The organism is Streptomyces sp. NBC_00258 (assembly GCF_036182465.1).
In the GTDB taxonomy this organism is placed as follows: domain Bacteria; phylum Actinomycetota; class Actinomycetes; order Streptomycetales; family Streptomycetaceae; genus Streptomyces.
The window spans coordinates 2,565,068-2,590,816 of record NZ_CP108081.1 but is presented as its reverse complement, the minus strand read 5'-3'; the positions used below and the strand labels follow the sequence as shown (position 1 = coordinate 2,590,816).

Here is a 25,749-nt window from a genome sequence, read left to right as displayed (position 1 = left end):
ACACACAACTCTGCATGACCATATGCAGTCGGGTAAGGGGCAGCTTTGATCAGATTCGACGCGGTGAGCAAAAACTATCCCAACGGCACGACAGCCGTGGACGAGCTGTCGCTGGAGTTGGCGGAGGGTGGCATCACGGTCCTGGTCGGCCCCTCCGGCTGCGGCAAGACCACGACGTTGCGCATGGTCAACCGCATGGTGGAGCCGACGGCGGGCACCGTGAGCCTGCGCGGCCGGGACATCCGGGAGATCGCCGCCCCGGAGCTGCGCCGGGGCATCGGCTATGTGATCCAGCACGCGGGTCTGTTCCCGCACCGCACGGTGCTGGACAACATAGCGACCGTGCCGCTGCTGCTCGGCTGGGGCAAGAAGAAGGCACGCTCGCGGGCGGCTGAGCTGCTGGAGCTCGTGGGGCTGCCGGCCGCCATGGCAAAGCGCTATCCGTACCAGCTCTCCGGCGGACAGCAGCAGCGCGTCGGGGTGGCCAGGGCACTGGGCGCGGACCCGCCGGTGCTGCTGATGGACGAGCCTTTCAGCGCGGTCGACCCCATCGTCCGGGGGGAGCTGCAGGCGGAGTTCATCCGGCTGCAGAAGGAACTGCACAAGACGATCGTGTTCGTCACCCATGACATCGACGAGGCGATCAAGCTCGGCGACAACATCGCCGTGTTCCGCACCGGGGGCAAGCTCGCGCAGTTCGACACCCCGGAGCGGCTGCTCGCGCATCCCGCCGACGACTTCGTGGCCGATTTCGTCGGCCAGGACCGTGGCATCCGCCGCCTGTCCTTCGTCAAGGCGGCCGATCTGCCGCTGCGGGACGGGCTGGTCCTGCCGGCCGACTCCCCGGTGGCGCGGGCCCGGGCGGCGGACGAACCCTGGGTGCTCGTCGTCGACGGGGACCGGCGGCCGCTCGGCTGGGCCGCGGTCGCCGACCTGCCGGCCGGCGGCACGCTCGCGGACGCCCCACTGACCCCGCTCGGCCACACGTTCAGCCTGGCCGGCGACTCGGCACGGGCCGCCCTCGACTCGGCACTCCTGTCTCCGTCCCGGCTCGCGGTGGGCGTGGACCCCCAGGGCGCGGTCGTCGGGGTCGCGGACGCGTACGAGCTGTCCGCGGCGATGACCGGGGACGGGACGGCCGTCGACGCGGCGGCCGAGGAGTCCGCGGCCGGGGAGGCGACGGCCGCGGCCGAGACGGCCCAGGCGGCGACGACCGAGGCGGAGACCCCCGGGACGTCGGCGACCGACGCGGAGCCGGCCGAGGACGCGGTGTCCAAGGTGCCGGTCGTCAAGGGAGAGACGAACGGCGGCAGTGGCGACGACGCCGACGGCCCCGGCGCGGGCGGTGACGGGCGATGAGAGACGGCGAACCCCTCATACGCTGGGACTGGATCGGCGATCACATCGGCGAGCTGGCCGACTACACCGGAGTCCATCTGCGGCTCGGACTCCTGCCGGTGCTGTTCGGACTGATCATCTCCGTGCCGCTCGGCATCCTCTGCCACCGCTGGCGGTGGGTCTACCCGCCGACCCTGACCGCGGCCAACGTGCTGTACTCGATCCCGTCGCTTGCCCTGTTCATGATCTTCGTGCGCTACACGGGGCTGACCGAGCGCACGGTGATGATCCCGCTGACCCTCTACACGCTGTCGGTGCTCATACCCAACGTCGTGGACGGACTGGCCTCGGTACCCGAACCGGTACGGCAGGCGGCCACCGCCATGGGATTCAGCACCGTACGCCGTGTCGTCCAGGTCGAGCTGCCGATCGCCGTGCCGGTCGTCGTGGCCGGTGTCCGGGTCGCCGCCGTCTCGTCCATCAGCCTCGTCGCCGTGGGGCAACTGATCGGACAGGGCGGCCTCGGGTACTACATCACCCGCGGGCTCCAGCTCGACTTCCCGACCCCGATCATCACCGCGACCGTACTGATCATGCTCCTGGCCCTCGTCACCGACGCACTGCTCGTGCTCGCGCAGCGGCTGCTCACACCATGGGCGCGCGGCAAGGGGGCGACGGCGTGAACGACTTCCTGAACCAGATCGAGCTCGTCGGCGACTGGCTGACGGCGTCCCAGCAGTGGCGCGGGGACGACGGCATCCCCCACCGGCTCGCGGAGCACCTCACCTACAGCGGCATCTCGCTGCTGTTCGCCACCCTGATCGGGCTGACGTTCGGACTGCTGGTCGGGCACACCGGCCGGGGCGCGTTCGCCGTCGCGACCGTGGCGAACCTCGCGCGGGCCATCCCCACCTTCGGCCTGGTCGTCCTCGTCGTCACGGTCGCCGGGCTGAGCACCACGCCGGTGCTGGTCGCCCTGGTCGCCCTGGCGGTCCCGCCGATCCTCATCAACACCTTCGAGGGCGTGCGCGGCGTGGACCCCGACACCAGGGACGCCGCGCGCGGGATGGGCATGACCGGCTGGGAGGTCCTGCTGAAGGTCGAGGTGCCGATGGCCCTGCCGCTGATCCTGCTCGGCCTGCGGGTCGCCGCGATCCAGGTCGTGGCAACGGCGACCGTCGCCGCGTACCCCGGTCTCGGAGGTCTGGGGCGATTCATCGTCGACGGACTCGCCCGCAACAACTACGAACTGGTCATCGGCGGCTCCGCCGTCGTCGTCATGCTGGCGCTCGTCGTCCAGGCCGTCTTCACCGCGCTGCGGCGCTTCGTCGTCTCGCCGGGGCTGCAGCCTTCGGCGACCAAGTCCTGATGTCCCGAGTTCCTGATCTCCCGAGCTCCCACGCTTCTGAAGGCCCCGAGAGCTCCTGAGGGCTCCCAAGAAAGGAAACACCCATGAAAGCCAAAGCCATCGCCCGCGTCACCGCGTTCGGCCTCATCACTACGTTCGCCCTGACCGCCTGCGGAGGCGGCGGCGACAGCGACGACAACCCGCTGTCGGGCGGCAGCGAGGACAGCGGAGGCGGCAAGTCCATCGTCGTCGGCTCGGCCAACTTCCCCGAGAACCAGCTCCTCGCCGAGATCTACGCCCAGGCCCTGGAGGACAAGGGCCTGAAAGTGACGCGCAAGTTCGACATCGGAGCCCGCGAGGTGTACTACGACCAGGTGGTCAAGGGCGGCATAGGTGTCTTCCCCGAGTACAACGGCGCCCTGCTGTCCGTCGCGGTCGACAAGAAGAGCACCGCCACCGGCACGGAGGAGATCAACGCGGAGCTGAAGGCGAAGCTCCCGAAGTCCGTGGAGATACTCGACTCCGCCGCGGCCGAGGACAAGGACTCGGTCACGGTCACCTCCGAGATCGCCGCCAAGCACAACCTCAAGACCCTGGCCGACCTGAAGCCGGTCGCGAAGGACATGACCATCGGTGCCGGCTCGGAGTTCAAGACCCGCACCCAGGGCGGTGTCGGTCTGAAGACGGTCTACGGCGTCGAGTTCGGGAAGTTCCAGCCGCTGGACGCGGGCGCCCAGAGCACCCTGCTGAAGCTGCTGAAGGACAACAAGGTGCAGGCCGCCAACCTCTACACGACGGACCCCGCCATCGTCGAGGACAAGCTGGTGGTCCTGGAGGACCCGAAGAACCTCTTCTCCTCGCAGAACGTCACGCCCCTCGTCTACAAGTCGGCGGTCAACGACAAGGCCAAGGCGGCGCTCAACGCCCTCTCGGCCAAGCTCACCACCGAGGACCTGCTGGAGATGATGAAGAAGCTCGTCAACGACAAGGAGGACGCCTCCGACGTCGCCAAGGAGTGGCTGACGAACGCCGGTCTCGCCGGCTGACGTTGACGGTCCTCCGGACCTTCCGCACCGGTTGTGGAAGGTCCGGTACGCCCGGCGAGGAGTCGGGTACGCCGGGCAGGAGTCAGGCACGCCCGGCAAGGAGTCCGGTACGCGCGGCAGCGAGGGGGACCAGGGTGACCGACACGGACGGGGCCGGCGTCGGTGTCGGCGCGCCTCAGGGGGCCGTCGCGCCCGCGCGGCTGCACCAGCTGTTCGAGGGGCGCCGGCTGACGCCCACGCAGCGTCGTATCGCTCACTGTCTGGTCCGGCAGACCGCGGCCGCGCCCTTCCTGTCGAGCGTGGAGCTGGCCCAACTGGCCGGTGTGAGCCAGCCGTCGGTGACCCGCTTCGCGGTCGCCCTCGGCTTCGACGGATACCCGGCCCTGCGCAGACACCTGCGGGACGTGGCACCTGCCGGACCGGCCGTGGACACGCGGCCGGCCAACCCGTACCAGCAGGCCGTACGGGCCGAGATCAGCCACCTGCTCCAACTCGCGTCCCTGCTCGCCGATGCCGGGCCCGTGGAACGCGCGGGACGGCTGCTCGCGGCCTCGCGGCCACTGCCGGTGCTCGGACTGCGTGCCTCCGCGGCCCAGGCCCGTGGCTTCGCCTACTTCGCGGCCAAGGTCCACCCGGACGTACGTCTCCTCGACGAGGGAGGCTCACGGCTGGCCGACCGCATCGACATGGCCAGGAACGCCGGCGCGAGCGCCCTCATGTGCTTCGCCCTGCCGCGCCACCCGGCCGAGCTCCTGGACGCACTCGGCCACGCCCGCACAACGGGGCTGACCGTGGTGACGATCGCCGACGGCACCTTCGCCCCGGTGGCCGCCCACAGCGACCTGCTCCTGCCGGCCGCCGTCGGCACCGACCTGGTCTTCGACACGGTGAGCGCCCCCATGCTCCTCGGCCAGGTCCTCCTGGAGGCGATGTGCGACGCCCTGCCCGACGCCCAGGCCCGCCTGGAGGAGTTCGACACGCGGGCGGCCGCACGGGGCCTGTTCGTCGACTGACCGGCCTCGGTCACCGGGCGCGTACGGTAGGGTTTACCTGCGTGTTCACGCGGAACTCCGCGACGAAGCGCATCGGGACGTGGCGCAGCTTGGTAGCGCACTTGACTGGGGGTCAAGGGGTCGCAGGTTCAAATCCTGTCGTCCCGACAGAGCGAAGGGTCTTCGCAGGCGAGAGCCTGTGAGGGCCCTTTTCGCGTGCGGGCGTGGTGCCGATGCTCAGCATCGACGGGGGAGAGGCGCGTGCCTCTGGCTGGAACCGATCATCATCAACGTCCGATATTTCGTTCGTAGTTCGAAGTTTCGGTGCTGAAAATAGAGCCGTGCCCGAAGCGCGTCAAGCCCCTTGCCGTGAACCCGCGTTGTGGACCGCCGGCCCGACACCACGTGCTTCCGCCGCGTTACTCAAACGTGACGTCCTCCTGCTGTTGGACCCCTTGACCGGCATGAATTGTTAGCGCTCACAATGACCTCCGCAATCACCGGCCGACTTCCAGGGAGGTACGACCATGGCGTTCGCGACGCCCCAACTCGCCTCCATGGCAACTGCCGTGGTCGGAGGGCTGCCGCCCGGAGAGTTACCCGGCCGTCCGGCGGACCGGTTGCCGTTGTTGCGGGCCGGGCCCCGTCGCGCGGAGACGTCCACGGGTGTCACAGAAATCTTCCGGTATACGACCGCCAAGGAGGTGCGGCCATGGCACAATCGCAGCTTCGGCCGCCCACCATGGCCGATGTCGCGCGACTGGCGGGCGTGTCCCACCAGACTGTTTCCCGTGTGCTGGGGGATCACCCCAACGTGCGGGACGAGACTCGGGCCAGGGTGCTGCACGCGATCGAGGAAATGGGCTACCGCCGCAACTCCTCCGCACGAGCCCTGGTCACCCGGCGCACTCGGACCCTGGGTGTCGTCGCCTCCGACACAACGCTCTACGGTCCGGCCAGCACCCTCTTCGCACTCGAAGAGGCGGCGCGTGCCGAGGGCTACCTCGTCTCCACGGTCAGTCTGCGCAAGCTGACCGTCGAGGCGCTGTCCGAAGCCCTGGACCACCTCAGTGAGGGCGGGGTGGAGGGAGTGGTCGCCATCGCCCCGCAGCGGTCGGCGGTCGAGGCCCTCGCCGAACTCCGCCACCCCTTCCCGGTGGTGACCGTGGGCAGCGGACCGGGCGTGGGGATTCCCTGCGTCAACGTGGACCAGCACATGGGCGCACGGCTGGCCACCGGTCATCTGCTGGCCGCCGGCCACCGTACGGTCTGGCACCTCGCCGGACCCGAGGACTGGCAGGAGGCGGCGGACCGGGCCGCAGGCTGGCGGGCGACCCTCGAAGAGGCCGGTGTCGAGCCGCCGATGTTCCTGCGCGGGGACTGGAGTCCGCTGTCGGGCTACCGTGCGGGCCAGGAACTGGCCGGCTGGGTGGGCCGGGGGCTGACCGCGGTCTTCGTCGCCAACGACCAGATGGCACTGGGGGTGTTGCGTGCTCTTCGGGAAGCGGGCGTGCGAACTCCCCAGGACGTCGCGGTGGTCGGCTTCGACGACATACCGGAGTCGGAGTTCTTCGCCCCACCGCTCACCACTGTCCGGCAGGACTTCTCGGCGGTGGGCAAACGGAGCATCGCCCTGCTCCTGGACCTGATCGAGGGCCGTGACCCGGCCGGGACACCCCGGTTCGCCATCGAGCCTCAACTCGTGGTCCGCGCAAGCACTTTCCCGTACACCGCGGACCCGGGTGCAGCCCCCACCTGACACCGCACACAGCACCCCACGGCCGATTTTCACCGCATCCGTATGGCCGATATGTCGAACAATGATCGACAGGCTGGACGCAGGGCAGCCTGTCCCGGCGAGTAGCACGGCGTACCAGCAGGTCCCTCAGGGCCCTGCTCTTCAAAGGAGAAGACACATGCTCAACAGAAGGAACTTCCTCACCGCGGCGGTCGGCGTGGCGGCGGCGGGCGGCCTGGCGGCCTGTGCCAAGGAGGACGAGGGCGGCTCGAGTTCCTCCGACGGCAACGGCGGTGGCAAGAAGATCACCCTCGGCTTCGCGCAGGTCGGCTCGGAGAGCGGCTGGCGCACCGCCAACACCAAGTCGGTGAAGGAGGCGGCCAAGGAGTCCGGCTTCACCCTCAAGTTCTCCGACGCCCAGCAGAAGCAGGAGAACCAGATCTCGGCGATCCGCAGCTACATCGCGCAGAAGGTGGACGTCATAGCCTTCTCGCCGGTGGTCGTCACGGGCTGGGACGCGGTGCTCAAGGAGGCCAAGTCCGCCAAGATCCCGGTCATCCTCACCGACCGCTCCGTCGAGACCTCCGACGACTCCCTGTACGTCTCCTTCATCGGCTCCGACTTCACCGACGAGGGCCGCCGCGCGGCGAAGATGCTGGAGAAGGTGCTCGAGAAGGCCGGCCACAAGGGTGCGGTGAAGATCGCTCAGCTGGAGGGCACCACGGGTGCCGCCCCCGCGCTCGAGCGCGCCAAGGGCTTCAAAGAGATCATGGACGCCGACCACAAGGACGACTGGAAGGTCGTCGTCAGCCAGACCGGCGACTTCACCAGGGCCGGCGGCAAGCAGGTCATGGCGGCCTTCCTGCAGTCCAACCCGGACATCAACGTGCTCTACGCGCACAACGACGACATGGCCCTCGGCGCCATCCAGTCCATCGAGGCGGCCGGCAAGAAGGCCGGCAAGGACATCCTGATCATCTCGGTCGACGGCGTGAAGGACGGCTTCGTCGCGATGTCCGAGGGCAAGATCAACGGCATCGTCGAGTGCAACCCGCTGCTCGGCCCCCAGCTGATGGAACTCGTGAAGAAGGTCAACGACGGCGAGACGGTCGAGCGCCGGATCAAGACCAAGGAGGGCGACTTCCTGCAGGAGCAGGCCAAGGACGCGCTCCCGACCCGCAAGTACTGACCTTCGGGTTCGAACCAGCAGGTACTGATCCGCGGGTGTCGATCCGCAGGTACTGATCCGCGGGCGTCGACCCGCACGTACCGACCGACCGCACCCACCGCCAGGGAGCCTCCGTCCGGCCGAACGCCTCGGCTCAGGGGGCTCCCTGCGGGCCTGAACGAAATCCATGAGGAGCGCTGCCATGGCAGAGCCGCTGCCCGTCCTGGAGATGACGGGCATAGTCAAAGAGTTTCCGGGGGTACGGGCTCTGTCGGGTGTCGACTTCCGGCTCTTCCCCGGCGAGATCCACGCACTGCTCGGCGAGAACGGCGCCGGCAAGTCCACCCTCATCAAGGTGCTGACCGGGGTCCACTCCCTGGACGGCGGCACCGTCACCCTGAACGGCACGTCCGTACGGTTCACCAGCCCGTCGCAGGCGCAGCAGGCCGGCGTCAGCACGGTCTACCAGGAGGTCAACCTCTGCCCCAACCTGTCGGTGGCGGAGAACATCTTCATCGGACGCGAACCCACCCGCTTCGGCCGCATCCAGTGGAAGCGGCTGCGTCGTGAGGCCGCCGAGCTGGTCGACCGGCTCGGTCTCGACATCGACGTCACCGCGCCCCTGTCCTCGTACCCGCTGGCCGTGCAGCAACTGGTCGCGATCGTACGGTCGGTGGGCACCGGAGACGCCGACGGTCAGGGGGCGGGCACCAAGGTGCTCATCCTCGACGAGCCGACGTCGAGCCTCGACCGCGACGAGGTCCTCGAACTCTTCGCCCTGATGCGGCGGTTGAAGGACGACGGCGTCGCGATCCTCTTCGTGTCGCACTTCCTCGACCAGATCTACGAGGTCTGCGACCGGATGACCGTCCTGCGCAACGGCACCCTGGTCGGCGAGCACATGGTCCGCGACCTCGACCAGGTCGGCCTCGTACAGCTGATGATCGGCAAGGCCCTGGACCAGCTGGAGGAGCTGCACGACCAGCAACTCCACTCCGACGTGGGCGAACCGCTGCTCCAGGCGGACGGCCTCGGACGCGTCGGCGGAATCGCGCCCTTCGACCTGGAGATCAAGAAGGGCGAGGTCATCGGACTCGCCGGACTCCTCGGATCGGGCCGCACCGAACTCGCCCGGCTGCTCTTCGGTGCCGACCACCCCGACAGCGGCAAGCTGACCATCGGCGGCAAGCAGGTCTCGATGAGCGCCCCGAACGACGCGATCGCCGCGGGCGTCGCGTTCTGCTCGGAGAACCGCAAGACCGAGGGCCTCGTACCGGACCTGACGGTGCGGGAGAACATCATCCTCGCCCTGCAGGCCACCCGCGGCTGGACCCGGCCCATCCCCGTCGCCCAGCGCGACGAACTCGTCGCCAAGTACATCAAGGCCCTGGACATCCGGCCGGCCAACCCCGAGGCCAGGGTCGGCCAGCTCAGCGGCGGCAACCAGCAGAAGGTGCTGCTCGCCCGCTGGCTGATCACCCAGCCGAAACTGCTGATCCTGGACGAGCCGACGCGCGGCATCGACATCGGCGCGAAGGCCGAGATCCAGAAACTCGTGGTCTCGCTCTCCGAGGAGGGCATGGCCGTGCTGTACATCGCGGCCGAGCTGGAGGAGGTCCTGCGGCTCAGCCACACCATCGGAGTGCTGCGTGACCGCAAGCTGGTGGCGCAGCTCGCCAACGGGCCCGAGATCACCACCACCCGGATCCTGGAGACCATCGCGAGCGGAGAGCACCAGTGACCACCACTCCCCGATGGCGAGCGCTGACACACCATCACCTGTTCTGGCCGGTCGCCGTGCTGGTCATCCTGCTGCTCGTCAACGTTCCCTTCACACCCGACTTCTTCGCGATCAAGATGACGGACGGCCACCTCTACGGCAGCCTCGTCTCGATCGTCCTGTTCGGCTCGCCCCTCATCCTGGTCGCGGTCGGCATGACCCTGGTCATCGCCACCGGCGGCATCGACCTCTCGGTCGGCGCCGTGGTCGCCATCACCGGCGCCCTGACGTGTTCGTACATCAGCGACCAGGCCGACCAGAGCGCCCTGTCCGGGGTGTTCCTGGCCCTGGGCATCGGACTGGTGGCCGCGATCGTCTGCGGCCTCTGGAACGGCTTCCTGGTCGCCAGGATGGGCATCCAGCCGATCATCGCCACGCTGATCATCATGGTCGCCGGCCGCGGTGTCGCCCAGCTGATCACCGACGGGCAGATCATCACCGTCAACAGCGAGCCGTACAAGCTGATCGGCGGCGGCTACTGGCTGACGCTGCCCTTCTCCATCTTCATCGTGGCCGCCGTCGTGGCCGTCACCGTGGTGATCACCCGCCGCACGGCCCTCGGCCTGCTCGTCGAGTCCGTCGGCGGCAACGCCGAGGCCAGCCGCCTGGTCGGCATCAGGTCCATGCGGATCAAGATCATGGTGTACGTGTTCTGCGCGCTGTGCGCCGGTATCGCGGGCCTGATGATCAGCTCCAACACCTCGGCCGCGGACGGCAACAACGCCGGTCTGTGGATCGAGCTCGACGCGATCCTCGCCGTGGTCATCGGCGGTACGTCGCTGCTCGGCGGCCGGTTCTCCATCGGGGGCACGGTCGTCGGCGCCCTCGTCATCCAGACCCTGACCACCACGATCTACACCATCGGCGTGCCGACCCAGACCAACCTGGTCTTCAAGGCCGCCGTCGTCATCATCGTCTGCCTGATGCAGTCGCCGAAGTTCCGCGCCAAGGTGTTCGGCGCGAAGGGCGGCGGCAAGAAGGCCGCGGCACCGGCACCGGCGGAGACCGCCCCGGCGGCCGAGGCCTCTCCCAAGATGGAGGTGTCGTGATGAGCACGACCACCCAGCGGCCGACGGCGGCGGACAGCCGCACGACCAGCAAGGCCGCACGCGTACTCGGCGACCGGCGGCTGCCCGTCCTGGTGACGGCCGGACTGTTCCTCGTGATGTACGTCATCGGCCTGAGCCGGTACCAGAACTACGGGTTCGCCGAATCGCAGGTCTTCCTGAACCTGTTCATCGACAACAGCTATCTGCTGGTCGCAGCCGTCGGCGCCACCTTCGTCATCCTGTCCGGCGGCATCGACCTCTCCGTCGGCTCCGTCATCGGCTTCACGACCATGTTCACGGCATGGCTGGTGGAGCGGCAGGGCCTGCCGATCGTGGTCGTCATCCCCATGGCGCTCGCGGTGGGAGCCTTCGGCGGCTTCCTGATGGGCTATGTGATCCAGAACTTCGAGATCCAGCCCTTCATCGTGACCCTCGCCGGCCTCTTCCTCTTCCGGGGCCTGTGCCTGGTCATCAGCAAGGAGTCCATCTCCATCAGCGACTCCTCCGTGAGCAGCATGGCCCAGACGCAGGTGTCACTGGGAGGGGCCTTCCTCTCCATCGGGGCCATAGTGGCGCTGGTGGTGCTGGCCGCGGCGTTCTACGTCCTGCACTACACGCGCTTCGGACGCCGGGTGTACGCCATCGGCGGCAACGAGCAGTCGGCCCTGCTGATGGGCCTTCCGCAGGGCGGCACCAAGATCGCCGTATACACGATGAGCGGTTTCTGCTCGGCGCTCGCCGGACTCCTCTTCACCCTCTACATCCAGTCCGGCGACCCCCTGCACGCCACCGGTATGGAGCTCGACGCGATCGCCGCGGTCGTCATCGGCGGCACGCTCCTCACGGGCGGCTCCGGCTATGTGATCGGCACCCTCTTCGGCGTCCTCGTCCTCGGCCTCATCAAGAGCCTCATCCAGTTCGAGGGCACGCTGAGCTCGTGGTGGACGAAGATCGCGACGGGTGTGCTGCTGTGCGCGTTCATCCTGATCCAGCGAGCGATGACGTCCCGCCGCAAGACCTGACCCACCGTCCGCTCCTCGCCTGTGGGCCCGCCCGGAAACACTCGGGGCGGGCCCTTGGCGTGAGTGGCGGTCGAGTCAGGACAACGGTGGCAGTTCCCCGCCGCGGTGGGCCGAGCCGTCCGGGGCCAGCGTCTCCTTGATGGCGCCGAAGAGGGAACGCCGTGCCACGACCTGAGCGCCCGGCACGTCCGCGAGCGGTTCGGGGCGCCGGCCGAATCCGGCAGGCAGCGGTGGCAGCTTGAGCATCGCGAACGTCTCCCCGACGTGCTGCAGTGGTGCGCCGACGCCGCGCAGGGCGGCGGTGAGCGGCCGGTGGTCCGCGATGCCGTAGGAGGCCGCCAGCGCCGTCGCCCGCTTCGCCGCCTCTTCCTGCGTCGGCATCTCCGCCGGGTCGGTCCACCAGGTGTGGGCGGTCAGTTCCCGGCCGTCGCGGTACAGGCGGAGCGTGTAGTCGGCTCCTTCCCTCGCCACCACGAGGACCGGCCAGGTCTCCCCCCTGCTGAACGCGCGGGCGAGCCGGGGCAGGTCGCCCTCGCCCAGCAGAGTCCTGCGCGTGCCCTTGCGGCGGGCCGGCGGATCGGCCGAGGGCGCGGTCTCGACCAGGGTGCTGCCACGGGGCGCCGGAGCAAGGCGCACGGTCGTACCGGTGATCAGGACCGCCTCGCGGACCTCGCGCATCGGGGCACCGACGACCGCCAGGGCCATGGCCGCGGGTGCGGTCGCTGCCATGCCCGGCGCGGACGTTCCGGACGGGGCTTCGGCCACGGAGGAGGGGTCGGCACCGCCGAAGTACGGGGTGGATCGGGACACCTGGACACGGGTCCCCTTGCGCAGCAGGAGGAAGACCTCCCGGGCGTCGCCGAGGTACGCCCAGGGGAAGGTGCGCGCGTCGGTGCCTATGAGCCGGAAGACCTCCAGGGCCTCGTGGTGGCGCTCGCAGCGGATCAGCGCGAGGGCGAGATGGTTGCGGAACCCCGCGGCCTGCCGGTCGCCCGGCCCGTAGGCGGCGGAGAGTTCGAGACCCGCCTCGACGACGGCCTCGATACGGGACCAGGCGACCGGCCCCCGGCCGATCCCCGCGTCGTGCTCCAGGGCGTACTCGGTGACCGCCTGCAGGGGCAGACCGCGCAGCAACGAACCCTTGGGCGCCGCGGCGGCGGCCGACTCCGCGAAGTCGAACATCTCGGCATGCGAGCCGTACCACTTCTGCGCCAGGTACTGCACCGCACGGGTGTGCAGGCCGAGGTCGTGCGGGTCGCCGTCCCTGCCTCGCGCCAGATACTCGTCGAACACCTCGCGGGGCGCGCCGAGCCCCATGGCATGGCCGATGAGGATCCGCCAGGGAACGGGGTCGCCCGGGTTCAGGTCGGCGGCCGTCCGCAGGACCGGCGTGGCGTCGCTCAGGACGGTGCGGAACGCCTGGAACTGCTCCTGTGAAACATGGCGGGCGCGTGCCGCCGTACGGATCTGCCAGGCGCGGTCGATCTCCAGTTCGGCGAGTACCAGGGCCAGATCGGGGTCGCCGGGCCGTGCCCGGTTCCAGTCGTCCAGCCACCCGTGGTGGTGCAGTGCCAGCTCGGCGAGGCCGGCGCTGAACCGGCCGCGCCGGTACCAGTCCCCGGCGGAGCGAGTCTCTGCCAGAAGGGTCGCGGCCGGCTCCCACATCCCGGACCTGGCGGCGGAGAGCACGGCATGGAGCGCGTCGTCAGGAGCGTCCAACTCCACCGCGCCGTCCTCGGGGAGCCCTTCACCGGTGGTCGCGAAATGACGGAGCATCCGAGGCAGTGCCAGTACGCCCGGCAAGTTGGCCACAGGCGGTCCTTCCCCCCGGCGGCCCGGGGGCCGCGCACATGTGATCGTCGACGATGTGGACGCACCCTACCGACCGCCCGAGCGCCGCATGTGGCCGGACGAACGGTCCGGGCCAGGACGCGGGTTCGGCGACGGCCGGGAGACACGGAGCGGCGCCCGGACTCACGAGCCCGGGCGCCGCTCTCTCGGTGGTGCGTCAGACCTAGCCGAACACGATGCCGTACGCCTTCGTGCCCGTGCGGTTGTCGTAGACGACATCGCCGGTGGACTTCTTCCAGATCCTGATGCGGTACGTGTCGGGGGAGTCGGTGATGGTGATGCGGAAGGTGTATCCGGCGGTGCCGTTGACCGTGCCCGAGCCCTGGTACTGGGCTTCGGAGCGGGTGACGACGAGCCAGTCCGAGCCGGTGGAACGGAACTTCACCTTGCCGGCCGCGTAGTCGAAGGTCGCGTTGCCGCTGGGCACCGTGTCCTTCGCCTTCTTGTACGCGGCACCGAAGGAGAAGCCCGCAAGACCGGTCAGCGAGGGCTTCGCCGGGTACGCGCCCGCCGGGGAGGCAATGACTCCGACGCCGGCGATCGGACCGGCCCCGCGGTCGTAGACGACCAGTTCGGGCAGCTGGGTGCTGTCCTTGCCGCCGTCGTCGTCGGTGACGGTGATCACCGGACGGTGGATGCCCGCCTTCTTGTACGTGTGTGTGGCCGAGCAGCCCGCGCTCGTGACGGTGCCCGTGGACGGCTCGGTGCCGTCCTTCCAGTCGACCTTGCACGTCTGGGTGTCGTCGGACCCCAGGTCGGTGAACAGGGCCTTGACAGCCGCGCTCTTGCCGACGGACACCGCCGAGGCGGGCCCCGTCGCCGACGTGATCACTGGCGCCGCGTTGTCCACGGTCACGGTGAGCGTGTCGCTGCTTCGGCCTCCGGTCAGTGTCACCTCGTACGTGCCGTCGTCGGCGCAGGTGACCGAGGTGAGGACGGCCTCGGGGTCGGCGAAGGTGCAGGGTGCTCCGTCCTCGACCGTCCACCGTGGCTTGCCCGCGCCGGAGATCGTGCCGGTGACCGGGATCGCGCTCCCTTCGGTGCCCATCGCGTCAGGACCCGCCCGGACGATGGTCACCGGGTCGATGCTCGACAGCGTCGGGACGACCTTCTCGATCAGCCCGTCGGCGTCGAACTCCAGCTTGTCGATGGTGGTTTCGCGGTTCGTGCCGTCACCGCCGGGGATGGCGAATCGGTGGTAGGCGATGTACCAGTCGTCGGTGTTCGGCACCTTGACCACCGAGTGGTGGCCGGGGCCCTTGATGCCCAGGGACAGGTCCTTCTCCAGGATCACGCCCCGCTTGGTCCAGGGACCAGTGGGCGAGGAGCCGGTCGCGTAGGCGACGCGGTAGTTCTCGTCCCGGGTGTCGTTCTCCGACCACATGAAGTAGTAGGTGCCCTTGCGCTTGATGACGAAGGTGCCCTCGTTGTAGCCGCTGGGAGTCATGTCGGTGACCTTCGACGCGTCGAAGGAGACCATGTCGTCGTTCAGCGGGACGGCGTACGCCCTGCCGTTGCCCCAGTACAGATACGGCGTGCCGTCGTCGTCGGTGAACACCGCCGGGTCGATCATCTGGCCCGGGTACTGGCCCGCCTTCAGCAGCGGCTTGCCCAGCGCGTCCTTGAACGGGCCCGTGGGCGAGTCGGACACCGCGACACCGATGTTCGCGTCGGCGCAGAAGTAGAAGTAGTACTTGCCGTTCCGCTCCTCGATCGCCGGCGCCCAGGCCCTGCTGTCGGCCCAGCTGACGTCCGGCCCCAGGTCGAGGATGACGCCGTGGTCCTTCCAGTGGACCAGGTCCTTGGAGGAGTACGCCTTGAACTGTGTGCCGCTCCAGCCGGGGAAGCCGTCGGTGGTCGGGTAGATGTAGAAGGTGTCGCCGAACCTCGTGATGTTCGGGTCGGCGTTGAGGCCCGGCAGCACCGGGCTCTTCATCTCCAGCGCCCTGACCGTCCAGGTGCGCTTCTTGCCGTCCGAGCCGGTCACCTCGTACTTCACCGGCTCGGTGAAGTCGTGCAGCGAGCCCGAGGCGGGACTGATGGTCGCGCCGTGGGCGAGGCCGAACTCCGGTGCCAGGGCGGTGACATCACTGCCCTCGGCCAGCGGGAGGGTGACCTTGCTGTCCGCGTCGTCGATGATCGCGTCGACCTTGAGCGCGGGGTGTGACGCCGTGGCGATCCCCGTGGTGTTCCCGCTCAGCTCCAGGACCTCGGTGGGCGACAGCGCCCGGTTGTAGATCCGGAAGTCGTCGACCTCGCCGCCGAAGTACGGGTCGGGGGAGTACATGGACCTGCCGATGTAGCCGGAGTAGCCCTTCGACGCGTCGTACAGCTCGGACGGCTTGATGGTGACGCCGGTCGCCCGGGCGGCTTCGACGCCGTCCACGTAGAGGATCGCCGTCTCGGTCGCGCTGTTCACCGTCACGGTGACGTGCTGCCACTTGCCGGGGGTGAGCTGCGAGCCGCCGGTCATCTGCTTCTCGCCCGACCAAGTGGCCTTGGTGATCGCGGAGAAGAGCTTGCCGCCGCCGTTGGACGGGGTGGCGAAGAGGTACTTGTCGCTGTCCGGTCCCAGACCGAAGAGCCACTGGAAGTTGTCCCCGCCCTTCCACTTGGCGTACGTGGAGACGGTGACGCTGTCGGCGCCCTTCAGTACGCCGTTCGGGATCCTGACGTACGGCGAGGTGGTGGAACTGCTGGAACCGCCGGACATCTTGAACGAGCCGCCGTCCACGCCGGTCCCGAAGTCCGGCGTACGGACGTAGGTGCCGTGGTAGCCGTGGCCGCTGGAGTCACGGGCGATGCTGCCGCCCGTCTCGTCGAAGCCGTAGTGCAGGACCAGGTCGGCGGGCACCTCGGGGCCCTCCGCCGAGACAGTGACCTCGGCCTCGACCCTGAGCGCGGCGCCGTCGGGCAGGCTGCCCTTCACCGTGAAGGTGCCGGCCTGCGCGTACGCCGAGGCGGGGACGTCGTCCCAGGTGACGGAGACGGGCCGCTTGACGCCGTCCGCGTACTCGGCGATGACCGTGCCCGGCAGGACCGGGGCGTCACCGATGCCGGTCGTCACCTTGACGTCCTCGACCGACTCGACGATCTGGTCCGGCTGGTACGCCTTCAGCAGCCGGTCGTACTCGGCCTGCGTGACCGGAAGTACCGTCCCGTGGCGGGGTTCTGACGGAAGCTCATATCCCGTGGACGGGGTCCAGTTGCCGGAGGCGAGGTTCGTCGTCTCGAAGGGGATGTAGCCGCGGCCGCCGAACTCGTCGAGGAACGCGTACCACTTCTCCTCGGTGTTGGACTTGAACACCAGCGGTCCCTCGGCGGCGCTCATCGCGCCCTTGCCGATGCCCTCGGCCACGAAGTCCCAGGACTCGTCGAGGATCGAGTCGCTCTTCTCCTGGAAGATGAACTTGCTGTTGGGGGTCGACGAGGAGTTGTTCCGCTCGTCCTTCGACAGCCGGTAGTAGGTGTCGCCCTGCTTGATCATCGTCGAGTCGATGACCGAGTAGCCGCGGTCGATCCACACCTTGGGCTCGCTGAAGGTGCGGAAGTCACGGGTGGTCGCGTACATCATGCGGTTGTACGTGTCGCCCGAGTGCTCGGGGTTGTCGTACAGCTTCGACGCCCAGAAGACGACGTACGAGCCGAGCTTCTCGTCGTAGAACGCCTCGGGCGCCCAGGTGTTGCCTGCCGAGTCGGGCGAGACCTTGACCAGTCGCTGATCGGTCCAGTGGACCAGGTCGGTGGACTCCCAGACCATGATCGACTTGCTGCCGGTGCGCTGGGATGCGTCCCAGTTGCCGTTGCCGTAGATCCGCAGGTCGGTGGCTATCTGGTAGAACTTGTCGCCCTCGGGGGAGCGGATGATGAACGGGTCGCGCAGGCCCTTCTCGCCGAGCGTGGAGGTCAGCACGGGCTTGCCCTCGTTCAACTCCCGCCATTTCAACGGGTCGTCGCCCTTGCTGAGGGCCGCGTAGAGCTGCTCGCCGTCCGAGGTGCCCTCGCCGGTGAAGTAGCTGAACATATAGCCCTTGAGGGGCGCCTCGGCGGGGAGTTCGGGCACCTTCGCGGTGAGGAGCCGGGTCGCCCGCGCGTCGCCCTTCGTGACGGTCGCGGTCAGCTCGACGGTCGTGCCGCCGTCGCCGTGCGCCGGACGGTGGACGACGCCGTCGGCGGAGACCACGTCCGGCTTCGCCGAGGCCCAGGCGACCTTCGTGCCGTACGAACCGGTCGCCGGCAGGGTGATGTTGCCGCGCACGTCGTCGAGGTTGTCGACCTTCAGCGCCTCGGCGGCCCGCTCGGTTGCCGTGTCGTCGTCGAACGCGGCTGGGACCGTGACGTCGAACGACTTGGTGTCGGTCACCGACCCCTTCTTCAGGGTCGCCGTGAGCGTGGCGTGGCCGTCGGGTTCGCCGGCGGCGGGGCGGGTGACGGCACCGGAGTCCGACACCACCGAGGGGGTGTCACTGTCCCAGCTGATCGAGGAGCCGCCGGCCGTGCCGGTGCCCGGCAGGGTCAGGTCCGCGACGACGGCGCTCGTGTCGCCGAGGGTCAGAGCGGCCTTGTCGTCGGCGACGCCCCGGGTGGCGACGGGGAGGGAGAGCTGCTCGACCTCCGAGCCGGCCAACGCCCGGTCGTAGACCCGGAAGTCGCGGATGCTGCCCTTGAAGAGCTTGTCACCCGGGTACACCGATTTGCCGATGTAATTGGCGGTCGTGGTGCCGGAGCCGATGGAGCCCGGAGTGATGGTGACCGCCGTGTTGCGGGCCACCTCGACGCCGTCCTCGTACAGGACACCGGTGTTGCCGGTCTGGGTGTACGTGACCTGCTTCCACACGGCACGGGTCATGGCGCGCGCCGGAGTGGGCTGGGTGGTCTGTTCCGTCGACCAGTTGCCGGAGGCGATGGAGGTCCGGAAGGTACTGCCGGTGGTGAACAGATAGCCGTTGCCGGCGGAGCCGCTCGTGTTGCCGAAGCCGTAGACGAAGTACGGGGTGTTCTGCGCTGAGTCGACCTTCACGTCCATCGAGACGGAGATCGAGTTCATGCCGCTCATGATGTTGTCCGGCACCTTGACGTAGGTGTCGGAGCCGTTGAACGAGAGCCCCTCGCCGGCGTCGGACCAGGTGGCGGCGCCGTTCACCGTGCCGGTCCGGCCGTTGCCGGAGGCGTCGGCCACCGTGGTCCCGGAGGCGGCGTCCAGCTTGTACCAGAGGGCCAGGCCGTCGGTGATGTCCGCGCTCTCAGCCGCGTGGGCGGGGGCGACGGGCCCGGCGAGTCCGAGGAGCAGGGAGGCCGCGGTGAGTCCCGCGAACCCTCCTGCCCAACGTCTCGTACGGCTACGGGGTCTCGCGAGATACATCGCTTCAACTTCCTCTGCTGAGACATGCCGGAAGGAAAGGACCGCGAGGTCTCAGCAGCGGGCTCGTGCCGTTTCGCGTGTGTGACGTCGCGTTGCGAGAGTGTGAAGCGGTGCGAACGGGGGCGTCAAGAGGTTCCGAACAATGTCCGGCAGGTCGAACGGCTGGGGGCTTCGCGTAACACGCGTAGGCCCGCGTGACGTTCGTGGCTTTACGTCACGGAAAGCCGACCGGAACCAAACGCGTCAGAAGCGTTGACGCGTACCCCGTGCGTACCTATCTTCTGGTCGAAGTTACGCACACTGTACGGGATTTCGAACGTAGCGAACGATGTGCTCATCGGAAGGGGATCCGCCGTGTTCCGTGCCCGTCACTGGTGCACCCTCGTGGCAGCGCTGCTCGTGATGCTCGCCTCGGTCGCCACGCAGCCGGCCACGGCCGCGGAGGGGCGGCCGTACACGAACCCCGTCAAGGCGCAGAAGGGCGCAGACCCCTGGCTGGAGCACTACAACGGCAACTACTACCTGGTCACCACGTCGTTCACGGGTGTGCTGACCATGCGGAAGTCGCCGACCCTGGCCGGTCTGTCCGCGGCCCCCAGCGTCCAGGTGTGGAGTGACACGACCTCCACCCGGAACACCAACTTCTGGGCCCCCGAACTGCACTTCGTCGACGGGCACTGGTACCTGTACTACTCCGCGGGGCAGAGCGGCGTCGCCTGCTGCGACTCCCAGCGCACCTACGTCCTGGAGAGCGCGGGCACCGATCCGATGGGCCCGTACACCTTCAAGAACCAGCTCACGGGCTCCAACCTCACCCCCGGCGGCTGGCTCATCGACGCCAGCGTCCTGAAGCACAACGGGAATCTGTACCTGCTGGGCAGCGGCTTCATCAACGGCAGTACGCAGAGCCTTGTCATCGCGCCGATGAGCAACCCGTACACGCTGAGCAGCTCCACCTTCAGCGTCATCTCCAGCCCCACGCTGAGCTGGGAGACCTCGGGCGGCGCCGTCAACGAGGGGCCCGAGCCGCTGTACCACGACGGCCGCACCTTCCTCACCTTCTCCGCCAGCCACTGCCAGACCGCGGACTACAAGCTCGGCCAGCTCGAACTGACCGGCACCAACCCGCTGTTGGCGTCCGCCTGGACCAAGAAACAGACTCCGGTCTTCCAGCGCAACGACGCGGCGGGTGTCTACGGACCCGGCCACAACGGCTTCTTCACGTCGCCCGACGGCACCGAGAACTGGATCGTCTACCACGGCAACAACACCGCGAACGGCGGCTGCGGCAACGGCCGGACCACCCGCGCCCAGAAGTTCACCTGGAACGCGGACGGCACGCCGAACTTCGGCACCCCGGTCGCCCTCGGCACCACCCGGCCCGGCCCGTCCGGCGAGACCGCGGCGACCCCGACGGCGTACACGCTGGTGAACCGCAACAGCGGCAAGTGCCTGGACGTCGACGGCGGCAGCACCGCGGACGGCGCCAACATCTTCCAGTGGACCTGCACCGGCGGCGCCAACCAGAAATGGCGGATCGAGGACCAGGGCAACGACACCAGCCGACTGGTGAACGTGGCCACCGGCAAGGTCATGGACACCGCCGGCTGTGCCGCCGCCGACGGTACGGACATCGCCCAGTGGTCCTGGCTGAACAACAACTGCCAGAAGTACCGCCTCGTGCACACCGCCACCGGTGACTACGTACGGATCGTCAACGAGAGCACCGGCAAGGTCGCCGACGTCGCCAGCTGCGGTACGGGCGACGGCGTCGACGTGCGCCAGTGGACCTGGCTCGACAACACCTGCCAGCAGTGGCAGTTCAAGCCCACGACGTGACCGGCGCGTCCGGTTCGACCGCGACCGACACGCATTCGACGTGATCGAGAGGAACTCAGTGAGACGCACGATCGCAAGGGTGGTCACGGCGCTGCTCGTCACCCTGGCCGCCCTGACCTCCGGCATCGCCGAGGCCGCCGCCCCCGCCTCGCCCGCCGTCACCTTCACCAACCCCGTCGCCGAACAGCGCGCCGACCCGCACATCTTCAAACACACCGACGGCTACTACTACTTCACCGCCACCGTGCCCGCGTACGACAGGATCGTGATGCGCCGGGCCACCACGCTCCAGGGCCTGTCCACCGCCGCCGAGACGACGATCTGGACGAAGCACGCCAGCGGTGACATGGGCGCGCACATCTGGGCGCCGGAGATCCACTTCATCGACGGCAAGTGGTACGTCTACTTCGCCGCCGGTGCCACCAACGACATCTGGAAGATCCGGCCGTACGTCCTGGAGACCAGCGCCGCCAACCCACTGACCGGGACCTGGACCGAGAAGGGCCGCATCGCCCTGCCGCTGGACACCTTCTCGCTCGACGCGACGACCTTCACCGTCGGCGGCACCCGCTATCTGAGCTGGGCGCAGAACGACCCGGCGGTCGGCACCGGGACCAGCATCTACCTCGCCCCGATGTCCAACCCCTGGACCATCAGCGGCACCCCGGCGCGCATCTCCACCCCGACACTCTCCTGGGAGACCGTCGGCCACCGCGTCAACGAAGGACCGGCCGTCATCCAGCGGAACGGCAAGGTCTTCATGACCTTCTCCGCCAGCGCCACCGACGCCAACTACTGCCTCGGCCTGCTGACCGCCAACAGCACCGCCGACCTGATGAACCCGGCCTCCTGGACGAAGACCCAGACCCCGGTCTTCAAGAGCAACGACGCGACCGGCCAGTACGGCCCCGGCCACAACACCTTCACCACGTCCGAGGACGGAAAGTCCGACATCCTCGTCTACCACGACCGCAACTACAAGGACATCAGCGGCGACCCGCTCAACGACCCCAACCGCCGTACCCGGTACCAGAAGCTGTACTGGAACGCCGACGGCACGCCCAACCTCGGCATCCCGGTGGCCGACGGTGTCACCCCGGTCCGCTTCTCCTCGTACAACTTCCCCGACCGGTTCATCCGGCACTGGGAGTACCGGGCGAAGATCGAGCCGAACGTCACCAACCTCGCGGACTCGCAGTTCCGTGTCGTGACCGGGCTCGCCGGTACCGGGACCGTCTCGCTGGAGTCCGCGAACTTCCCGGGGTACTACCTTCGCCACCGGAGCAACGGTGAGGTGTGGGTGGACAAGAGTGACGGGAGTACGGCCTTCAAGAGCGACGCGAGCTTCTACCGGCGGGCGGGGCTGGCGGACGCGTCGGCGGGCGTTTCGTTCGAGTCGTACAACGTCGCGGGCAGTTACATCCGGCACTACAACTATCTGCTCGTGACGCAGCCGGCCGACACGACGACGGCCAAGGCGGATGCCACGTTCTACGCCGAGTAGGAGGTGGCTTGCCCCGCGGGGGTGCCGGGGTGCGGGCCGACTGTGGCTGGTCGCGCAGTTCCCCGCGCCCCTGACGGGGCGCCCCTTACGGGGCCAGAGGAAGCCTCATCGTGAACGTCGTCTCGCCCGGGCGGCTCGTCAGGGCGATGGTGCCGCCGTGGGCCTGGACCAGGGAGCGGGCGACCGCCAGGCCGAGGCCGCTGCCGCCCCGGTCGCGGCTGCGGGCCTTGTCGACGCGGAAGAAGCGGTCGAAGACGTGCTCCTGGTCGGCGGTCGGAATGCCGGGACCGGAGTCGGTGACCCGGACGACCGCCGCGCCGGACACGACGGACACCTCCACGGACACCTCCGTACCGGCCGGGGTGTGCACGGCGGCGTTGGTGAGGAGGTTGTCCAGGACCTGACGGATGCGCAGGGCGTCCAGGCGCAGCCGCACCGGACCGGGACCGGCCGTCACGGCCAGCGGATGGTCCGGGCGGGCCGCGCGGAAAGCCTCCGCGGCCTGGCGCACCAGCTCCGCCAGATCCGCGTCCTCCAGCCGGACCGGCGCCTCCACTTCGGCGGCGTCCAGCCGGGCGAGCAGCAGCAGGTCGTCCAGGAGCACGCCCATCCTGGCCGCCTCGGCACGCAGCCGGGCCAGGTGCTTCTCCCGCTCCTCGGGCTCGTTGGCCGCCGCGTACTGGAAGAGGTCCGCGTAGCCGCGTACCGACATCAGAGGCGTACGGAGTTCGTGCGAGGCGTCCGCGACGAAGCGGCGCAGCCGCTGCTCGGCCTCCGTGCGGACGGCCAGCGAGTCGTCGATGTGCTCCAGCATGGTGTTGAAGGCGGTCCGCAGCTCCTCGACCTCCGGGCCGCCGTTCCCGCGGTCGGCCCGCACCGGAAGCCGCGCCGAGTCGGTGAAGTCGTGCGAGGTGATGCCGCGGGCCGTGTGCGCCATGTCGCTGAGCGGCTTCAGGCCCCGCCGAAGCACCGCGCGGCCGAACACCACGAGCCCGACCAGCGCGAGGGCGAAGGCGACGACCTGGACCGTGGCCAGCTGGTCCATGGTGTCCTCGATGTCGTCCATGGGTGCCGCGGTGACCAGCACCACCCCGGGTTCGGCCTCGCAGGCACGCAGCCGGTACGTTCCCTTCCCCTTGATGTGCGCGGTGCGGAAGAGCGGGTCGTGGCCCGAGGCCTGGAGCGCCTCGGCGACGGTGGCGAGCTCGTCGGAGTCCGCCGGTACGTCCGCCGGCTTGCGCAGGACGGCCGAGTCGGCCGAGACCTCGTACGAGGCGGTGTACCAGCCGTAGTACGGCTTGCCCTGCACGGTGCCGTACGCCGTGACGTCCTTGGACTGGGTGATCTGGACGAGCTTCATCTGGTCGTTGAGCTGGCGTTCCAGATAGCCCCGCATGTACATCGACAGCGATGCCCCGACGACGGCGAACACGACCAGCGAGAGCACGCCCATGCCCAGGGCCAGCCGGGTGCCGAGGCGCAGCCTGCGGTAGGTCTCCGTGAAGCGCCGGATCACTCGGCGACCTGCCGCACCACGTACCCGACGCCGCGCACGGTGTGGATCAGGGTGGTCTCGCCCTCGTCCGTGCCGTCGAGCTTGCGGCGCAGCCGGCTGATGACCAGCTCCACCACGTTCGACCGGCCGCCGAAGCCGTACTCCCAGACGTGGTCGAGGATCTGCGCCTTGGTCAGCACGGTCGGCGACTTCCGCATCAGATAGCGGAGCACCTCGTACTCGGTCGGGGTGAGCGTCAGCAGCCGGTCGCCGCGGCGCACCTCGCGGGTGTCCTCGTCCATCGTCAGGTCCGCGACACTCAGCACCGAGCGCTGGAAGGCCGGTCCCGCGCTCCGGCGCAGCACGGTGCGCAGCCGGGCCATGAGTTCCTCCACCGCGAACGGCTTCACGAGGTAGTCGTCGCCGCCCCTGGTCAGGCCCGCGACCCGGTCGGCCACGCCGTCCCGCGCGGTCAGGAACACCACGGGCACCATCGTCCCGGACAGCCGCAGCCGGTCCAGCACGGCGAAACCGTCGAGCCCGGGCAGCATCAGGTCGAGCACCACGATGTCCGGATGGAACTCGGCGGCCCGGTGCAGCGCCTCCTCGCCGGAGTTCGCGGTGACCGCCTCCCAGCCCTCGTAGCGGGCGACCGTCGCGACCAGGTCGGCGATGGGCGGGTCGTCGTCCACGACGAGAAGTCGTACTTTTTCCACGTGCCCATAGTGCTTCACGTGCCCTGTGACGCCATAGCCGCGGGCCCCTCGACTCCACATCGATAAAAACTTGAAAGTTGAGCGACAGGAAAACGACAGCTCCCGCCAGGCAGGCTCGGAGTCCCAGGACCCGATCAAGGAGTTGCCGACCCCGTGACTACTGTCCAGACGACCGTTTCACCACCTCCCGCGGCGGTGCGCCCCAAGGTGGTGGCCCGCGCCGGCCTGTACGGCGTGCTGGCCGTGAACGTAGCCGTGGTGACCGTGTTCTTCGTCCAGGCCGGGTTCGCCTCGAACGCCCTCATCGTCATGGGCCGGCTCCTCGGCCTGTACGCCGCGCTCCTGATGGCCTTCCAGCTGCTGCTGGTCGCCCGCCTGCCGTGGCTCGACCGTCGCATCGGCATGGACCGGCTGACCTCCTGGCACCGCTGGGTCGGCTTCGGCCTGCTGTGGACGCTGCTGGGCCACGCCGTGTTCATCACCTTCGGCTACGCCGACTCCTCCGGCATGGACCCGGTGAGCCAGCTGGTGGACCTCGCCGAGACCGTCGAGGGCGTGCTGCGCGCCGTCGTCGCGCTGGTGCTGATCCTCGTGATCGGTGGCGTCTCGGCCCGCTACGCCCGCCGAAGGCTGGCCTACGAGACCTGGCACTTCATCCACCTCTACACGTACGTCGCGGTGGTGCTGGCCTTCACGCACCAGGTCGCGGTGGGCACGACCTTCACCGCTTCCTCGTTCGCGACGGCGTACTGGTACGGCGTGTGGGGTGTGGCGCTCGGCGCGGTCGTCCTGGGCCGTCTTGTGCTGCCGCTGTGGCGGAACATGCGGCACCAGCTGCGGGTCTCGGCCGTGGTGCCCGAGTCCGACAGCGTCGTCTCGGTCTACATCACAGGCCGCGACCTGGACCGGCTGCCGGCGCGCGCGGGCCAGTTCTTCCTGTGGCGGTTCCTGACCAAGGACCGGTGGTGGCAGGCCAACCCGTTCTCGCTGTCGGCGGCCCCTGACGGCCGGACACTGCGGCTCACCGCAAAGGCGGCGGGCGACGGCACCGCGGCCCTGCGGCACCTGAAGGTGGGCACGCGCGTCTTCGCCGAGGGCCCGTACGGCGCCTTCACCGCGATGCACCGCACCCGGTCGGAGGCCGTGCTCATCGCCGGCGGCGTGGGCGTCACCCCCATCCGGGCCCTGCTGGAAGAACTGCACGGGCACGCCGTGGTCATCTACCGGGTGTCCACGGACCGGGACGCGGTCCTCTACGACGAGCTGCGGGAGCTCGCCCTGGCCAAGGGCGCCGAGCTGCACCTGGTGTCCGGGCCGGTCAGCCCCGACAAGCTGGCGCCCGGAGAGCTGGCGCGGCTCGTCCCCGACATCGGCGAACGGGACGTCTTCCTGTGCGGGCCGCCTCCGATGATGAACGCGGTGCTGGGCAGCCTGCGCGAGCTGAACGTGCCCAAGCAGCAGATCCACTTCGAGCGCTTCAGCCTGGCGGGATGAGAGAGAC

General features: G+C 69.0%; 17 protein-coding genes and 1 tRNA gene. 14 read left to right on the top strand and 4 right to left on the bottom strand.

Annotation, left to right across the window (positions count from 1 at the left end):
* The first annotated feature begins 45 nt into the window (after nucleotides 1–45).
* The 11 genes from OG718_RS11860 (at nucleotide 46) to yjfF (ending at nucleotide 11,481) form a co-directional block, all read left to right on the top strand.
* Nucleotides 46–1,359: an ABC transporter ATP-binding protein gene (locus tag OG718_RS11860; RefSeq protein ID WP_260694958.1), complete on the top strand. Its 1,314-nt coding sequence runs from the start codon at nucleotides 46–48 to the stop codon at nucleotides 1,357–1,359.
* Nucleotides 1,356–2,021 (top strand): ABC transporter permease, encoded by a 666-nt coding sequence (locus tag OG718_RS11855; RefSeq protein ID WP_143634539.1) that lies wholly within the window; start codon nucleotides 1,356–1,358, stop codon nucleotides 2,019–2,021. Before OG718_RS11860 ends, OG718_RS11855 begins: the two co-directional genes overlap by 4 nt.
* The gene (locus OG718_RS11850) at nucleotides 2,018–2,707 is read left to right on the top strand and encodes an ABC transporter permease (RefSeq protein ID WP_306936312.1); all 690 of its coding nucleotides are present in this window, start codon (nucleotides 2,018–2,020) and stop codon (nucleotides 2,705–2,707) included. The genes OG718_RS11855 and OG718_RS11850 overlap by 4 nt, the downstream gene beginning before the upstream one ends.
* An 83-nt stretch (nucleotides 2,708–2,790) precedes the next feature.
* Nucleotides 2,791–3,732 (top strand): ABC transporter substrate-binding protein, encoded by a 942-nt coding sequence (locus tag OG718_RS11845; RefSeq protein WP_260694959.1) that lies wholly within the window; start codon nucleotides 2,791–2,793, stop codon nucleotides 3,730–3,732.
* Between the two features lie 134 nt (nucleotides 3,733–3,866).
* Complete coding sequence (locus OG718_RS11840; RefSeq protein ID WP_143634543.1) at nucleotides 3,867–4,745, top strand: MurR/RpiR family transcriptional regulator; 879 nt, start codon at nucleotides 3,867–3,869, stop codon at nucleotides 4,743–4,745.
* A gap of 73 nt (nucleotides 4,746–4,818) precedes the next feature.
* Nucleotides 4,819–4,892, top strand: a tRNA-Pro gene (locus OG718_RS11835).
* A gap of 544 nt (nucleotides 4,893–5,436) precedes the next feature.
* Entirely contained in the window at nucleotides 5,437–6,483 is a 1,047-nt protein-coding gene (locus OG718_RS11830; RefSeq protein ID WP_143634545.1) for a LacI family DNA-binding transcriptional regulator, read from the top strand.
* Nucleotides 6,484–6,640: 157 nt separating this feature from the next.
* Nucleotides 6,641–7,651 (top strand): ABC transporter substrate-binding protein, encoded by a 1,011-nt coding sequence (locus tag OG718_RS11825; protein ID WP_143634547.1) that lies wholly within the window; start codon nucleotides 6,641–6,643, stop codon nucleotides 7,649–7,651.
* Nucleotides 7,652–7,832: 181 nt separating this feature from the next.
* Nucleotides 7,833–9,371 (top strand): sugar ABC transporter ATP-binding protein, encoded by a 1,539-nt coding sequence (locus OG718_RS11820; RefSeq protein WP_143634549.1) that lies wholly within the window; start codon nucleotides 7,833–7,835, stop codon nucleotides 9,369–9,371.
* Nucleotides 9,368–10,459, top strand: coding sequence for an ABC transporter permease (locus OG718_RS11815; protein ID WP_143634551.1), 1,092 nt, complete (start codon nucleotides 9,368–9,370; stop codon nucleotides 10,457–10,459). Before OG718_RS11820 ends, OG718_RS11815 begins: the two co-directional genes overlap by 4 nt.
* A complete protein-coding gene (gene yjfF, locus OG718_RS11810; RefSeq protein WP_143634553.1) occupies nucleotides 10,459–11,481 on the top strand; it encodes a galactofuranose ABC transporter, permease protein YjfF in 1,023 nt (340 codons plus the stop codon). The genes OG718_RS11815 and yjfF overlap by 1 nt, the downstream gene beginning before the upstream one ends.
* A 75-nt stretch (nucleotides 11,482–11,556) precedes the next feature.
* On the opposite strand, the gene OG718_RS11805 is transcribed toward yjfF, so the two are convergent.
* Together OG718_RS11805 and OG718_RS11800 are read right to left on the bottom strand one after the other, a co-directional pair.
* Nucleotides 11,557–13,293 carry a hypothetical protein gene (locus OG718_RS11805; RefSeq protein WP_328844093.1) on the bottom strand — a complete coding sequence of 579 codons (1,737 nt, stop codon included), beginning with the start codon at nucleotides 13,291–13,293 and terminating at the stop codon, nucleotides 11,557–11,559.
* Between the two features lie 202 nt (nucleotides 13,294–13,495).
* On the bottom strand, nucleotides 13,496–18,694 hold the full coding sequence (locus OG718_RS11800; RefSeq protein ID WP_328844092.1) for a family 43 glycosylhydrolase: 5,199 nt from the start codon (nucleotides 18,692–18,694) through the stop codon (nucleotides 13,496–13,498).
* 402 nt (nucleotides 18,695–19,096) lie between these two features.
* On the opposite strand from OG718_RS11800, the gene OG718_RS11795 reads away from it, so the two are divergent.
* Together OG718_RS11795 and OG718_RS11790 are read left to right on the top strand one after the other, a co-directional pair.
* Nucleotides 19,097–20,533 (top strand): family 43 glycosylhydrolase, encoded by a 1,437-nt coding sequence (locus OG718_RS11795; protein WP_328847741.1) that lies wholly within the window; start codon nucleotides 19,097–19,099, stop codon nucleotides 20,531–20,533.
* A gap of 79 nt (nucleotides 20,534–20,612) precedes the next feature.
* Complete coding sequence (locus tag OG718_RS11790; protein ID WP_398936488.1) at nucleotides 20,613–22,037, top strand: family 43 glycosylhydrolase; 1,425 nt, start codon at nucleotides 20,613–20,615, stop codon at nucleotides 22,035–22,037.
* Between the two features lie 85 nt (nucleotides 22,038–22,122).
* Here OG718_RS11790 and OG718_RS11785 read toward each other — a convergent pair whose 3' ends face one another.
* Together OG718_RS11785 and OG718_RS11780 are read right to left on the bottom strand one after the other, a co-directional pair.
* Nucleotides 22,123–23,553: a sensor histidine kinase gene (locus OG718_RS11785; protein ID WP_143634559.1), complete on the bottom strand. Its 1,431-nt coding sequence runs from the start codon at nucleotides 23,551–23,553 to the stop codon at nucleotides 22,123–22,125.
* The gene (locus OG718_RS11780; RefSeq protein ID WP_143634561.1) at nucleotides 23,550–24,248 is read right to left on the bottom strand and encodes a response regulator transcription factor; all 699 of its coding nucleotides are present in this window, start codon (nucleotides 24,246–24,248) and stop codon (nucleotides 23,550–23,552) included. The genes OG718_RS11785 and OG718_RS11780 overlap by 4 nt, the downstream gene beginning before the upstream one ends.
* 153 nt (nucleotides 24,249–24,401) lie before the next feature.
* Here OG718_RS11780 and OG718_RS11775 point away from each other — a divergent pair, with 153 nt between their 5' ends.
* On the top strand, nucleotides 24,402–25,742 hold the full coding sequence (locus tag OG718_RS11775) for a ferredoxin reductase family protein (RefSeq protein WP_143634563.1): 1,341 nt from the start codon (nucleotides 24,402–24,404) through the stop codon (nucleotides 25,740–25,742).
* Nucleotides 25,743–25,749: the final 7 nt, after the last annotated feature.